Source organism: Nostoc sp. CHAB 5715 (assembly GCF_020829685.1).
Taxonomy (GTDB): domain Bacteria; phylum Cyanobacteriota; class Cyanobacteriia; order Cyanobacteriales; family Nostocaceae; genus Nostoc.
The window spans coordinates 1-3,192 of record NZ_JAIVFR010000882.1 but is presented as its reverse complement, the minus strand read 5'-3'; the positions used below and the strand labels follow the sequence as shown (position 1 = coordinate 3,192).

Below are 3,192 nucleotides of genomic sequence, written 5' to 3'. Positions count from 1 at the left end.
ACATTCTTTTTAATTACTTTCGACTTAGTTTGAGGCTTAATAGCAGAGGACTTTGGTGTAAACACCCTCTGGGCAGTTGTGCCTTGGGTGACTTCATCAACTGGCACAGATGCACCCAGTGCAATTTCCCCTAAACTAACTTGGGAAAGATTCTTGTAGACTCCCTCTGGGCGGTTTCCCTTAGGATTGGTTAGGGTAGAATCTCGCCGCATCGCAGTAGATGCAGACTTATCAGACTGCCGTTCTGCCGTAGTAATACGCCAATGGACAGCTAAAGATAAAAATGCTGTGCCAAAACAGAGCAACATTACCATCCGCCCTATAGATTCATTTCTTACCATTGCCATCGCCTATTATTTATCCCTGACATATCCAGCCGAGTAATTGGATGAGTTCATCATCCGATCATCAAAAATTTATCAATACTTATCATTTCCGTTATAAATCTGCCAACATCTCTGGGCAAACTAAGACTATCCATGTCCCAGCAGCAAAACTTCAAGTGACCAACCTCATTCCTCCAAAGTTCTGGGGGTTGTAAGCCAATACTTAAACTTTCTGGTGCAATTTTTGAAATGTAGTAATCAATTATTAGTGGTGTCGGTGGGAGAAAAACCATGTTTGAAAAACTATTCTTAGCAGTCACAATTACATTTTCCCTCAATTTCCTTTTTCAAGTTCGCGTACCAGAGCAACATAATGGTGCTACCTACGGATCACAACCAGAACAATCAGCAGCTATTCTGCTAACAAAATCAAAAAAATAAATCAGCATTATAGTCACCACAGCAACCCAACTTCCAGAAATTAATACCTGAACTTTAAAGGTATTAAAAAGTTAGAATTACAAAATTTTTATCTTCATCCTTATAACCAGATTTAATTATTTTTATCAAGCGTATATACCCAGTTGCTAAAAGTACCAAAATGTGCATATTGCCGCGTCTTTATTAGTGGATGAGTCTTGGGCAGCTATGCCAGCAGTATAAGGAAAAAGTGGCTCTCCTTATTGCTATAAATGTATCCATAATTGTCTGCCTCAGTGTTCCAGTCATAAATCCGTCACCTTAGCATGGAACTTCTGTCCCATTAGCAGGTCTAATAGATAGGGATGATTTAGAGCCAGTACGATCTATGAGTCAGTCGATCTCTGTATCCTGGTCAACGGTTGATGCAAAGTATCCAGAAGCATCAGTGCAAGTTGACAAACTCCCTAACCACGATTTAATTTTGCGCTGTCAAGCCGGACTGCGACCAGATCGTGTTGCGTTTGCAGAACTATTACACCGCTATCAAAGTCAAGTTGATAGAGTTCTATACCACCTGGCTCCAGATTGGGCTGACAGAGCCGATTTGGCTCAAGAAGTTTGGATTCGAGTCTATCGGAATATTAACCGATTACAAGAACCTGCCAAATTTCGGGGCTGGTTAAGCCGTATTGCCACCAACTTGTTTTACGACGAGTTGCGGAAACGCAAGCGGGTTATGAGTCCTTTGTCACTGGATGCTCCCCGTTCGTTAGAGGACGGTGAGATGGATTGGGAAATCGCTGGCGATACCCCAGGGCCTGAAGAAGAACTGACAACTAGAGAATTTTACGAGCAACTGCGAGAAGCGATCGCGGATTTACCAGAAGTTTTTCGTACTACCATTGTCCTGAGAGAAATCGAAGGCATGGCTTATGAAGAAATTGCCGAAATCACTGGAGTTTCCTTAGGAACTGTGAAGTCAAGAATAGCTAGAGCTAGAACGAGGCTGCAAACTCACTTGCAGAATTATCTAGATTCCTAATTTACAGTATCTTGCCTCTGCCCAATGGCAGAATTTAAGCATAGATTAAGAATTCCCACAACGTAGATCGCTTCTGCCCTGAAGAGGAAAATTGGCTAATTTCTCCAAATCTCCCGCCCAGTTTACCCGTGTATGAATTGGTAATAATGTTAAGATGACTACTGATTCTCAGTTTTACGACCGTTCTCCTTTGCAACTTCCTCAAGATTTGTCAGATGGAATGGCCAATCATACCAATGAATCAACGGGTCTTATGGATATGGTGAAGCGCGATCGCTTCGAGTTATTGAGTGCTTATCTTGATGGTGAAGTCACAGCCACTGAACGCAGGCAAGTAGAAGAATGGCTGGCAAATGATGCCTCAGTTCAATGCTTGTATGCTCGACTTTTAAAGCTGCGCCAAGGCTTGCGGACGCTCCCAGTGCCAACAGCCCAACAGTCACCAGAAGTAACAGTTGGGCAAGTATTGACACGTTTGCGCCGCCGTTCCCGTTTAAACTGGATGGCGGGAGGTGCAGCCGTTGCTGCTTGTGTAATCGGTGCAGTATCTGGTTTAATACCTATTGGTTCGAGAGTGCCGCAACTGGCACAACGACCACAAACAGAACCGATACAAACATCCTCAGCGTCGATAATTCCACCTTCCCCGTTGATGGTGGGGCTAAATAACCCGGTAATTGAAATTCCTAAAGCAGCAGTAGCTTCTCCAGAAAATCCAATCTATCCGGTACAGCCGCAACGGCACGACTCCAAACAGGACATAAACTAATCGCATTAACAGTTCACAGATCATAACTGTAATTTGCGGTTAAACCACAGCGACTCCACCAGCCGTCAGGTTGGAGGAAGCCTCCTAATTGCTCAACTTGCTCTAAAGTCATTAAATAAACCCAAGCCCAACCCAAAGAGAGCGACTGTGGCTCATAAACCTCGATAGTTTGCCGATTATAGAGGTTTTCTGGTGGTTGTCTATTGGGCTGGTAATCTTCCAGCACATCTAGCTCATTTAAAATCCTTGGGTTGGAAAAAGAAAGTAAATATCCGTGAACTTGGCTATCCCCTAGCGTCATCGCTGGGTAGCCCATTGGCAAAGCAAACAATTTGCCTTGTACAAAGGCTCTTTCAAAATTAACTACTTTGCCAGCACAGTATCTTTTATAGTTAGCTTCACCTGGTTTGAGCGTGCCGTAAACAAAAACCCGCACCAAATCAGAAAATTTTATATTTGATTCAGCCATCTGAATCGACACCAATAAAAACCTATCATAGTGAATCAGGGCTATTTCGTTCTAAACATAAACCGCCCAGAACTAAAGTTCACAGGCTTTTAGCTTAAGTCCACTAAAGTGGACTAAAAGCCTTTCTTAGTCGTCTTTAGACGACTTTTGCTATTAGCCTCAG

At 43.1% G+C, this 3,192-nt stretch carries 4 protein-coding genes and 1 pseudogene; 3 read left to right on the top strand and 2 right to left on the bottom strand.

Annotation, left to right across the window (positions count from 1 at the left end; genetic code table 11):
- A pseudogene (locus LC574_RS33085) lies at positions 1-341 on the bottom strand (L,D-transpeptidase); the annotation flags it as partial.
- Positions 342-617: 276 nt separating this feature from the next.
- Between LC574_RS33085 and LC574_RS33080 the strand changes: the two are divergent.
- From LC574_RS33080 to LC574_RS33070, 3 genes are all read left to right on the top strand, one after another.
- Positions 618-767: a hypothetical protein gene (locus LC574_RS33080; RefSeq protein WP_229457819.1), complete on the top strand. Its 150-nt coding sequence runs from the start codon at positions 618-620 to the stop codon at positions 765-767.
- 367 nt (positions 768-1,134) lie between these two features.
- Positions 1,135-1,791, top strand: a complete 657-nt coding sequence (locus LC574_RS33075) for a sigma-70 family RNA polymerase sigma factor (RefSeq protein ID WP_229457817.1) — start codon at positions 1,135-1,137, stop codon at positions 1,789-1,791.
- Between the two features lie 154 nt (positions 1,792-1,945).
- The gene (locus tag LC574_RS33070) at positions 1,946-2,560 is read left to right on the top strand and encodes an anti-sigma factor (protein WP_229457815.1); all 615 of its coding nucleotides are present in this window, start codon (positions 1,946-1,948) and stop codon (positions 2,558-2,560) included.
- A 13-nt stretch (positions 2,561-2,573) separates the two neighbouring features.
- Here LC574_RS33070 and LC574_RS33065 read toward each other — a convergent pair whose 3' ends face one another.
- On the bottom strand, positions 2,574-3,029 hold the full coding sequence (locus LC574_RS33065) for a gamma-glutamylcyclotransferase (protein WP_229457814.1): 456 nt from the start codon (positions 3,027-3,029) through the stop codon (positions 2,574-2,576).
- Between the last annotated feature and the right edge of the window lie 163 nt (positions 3,030-3,192).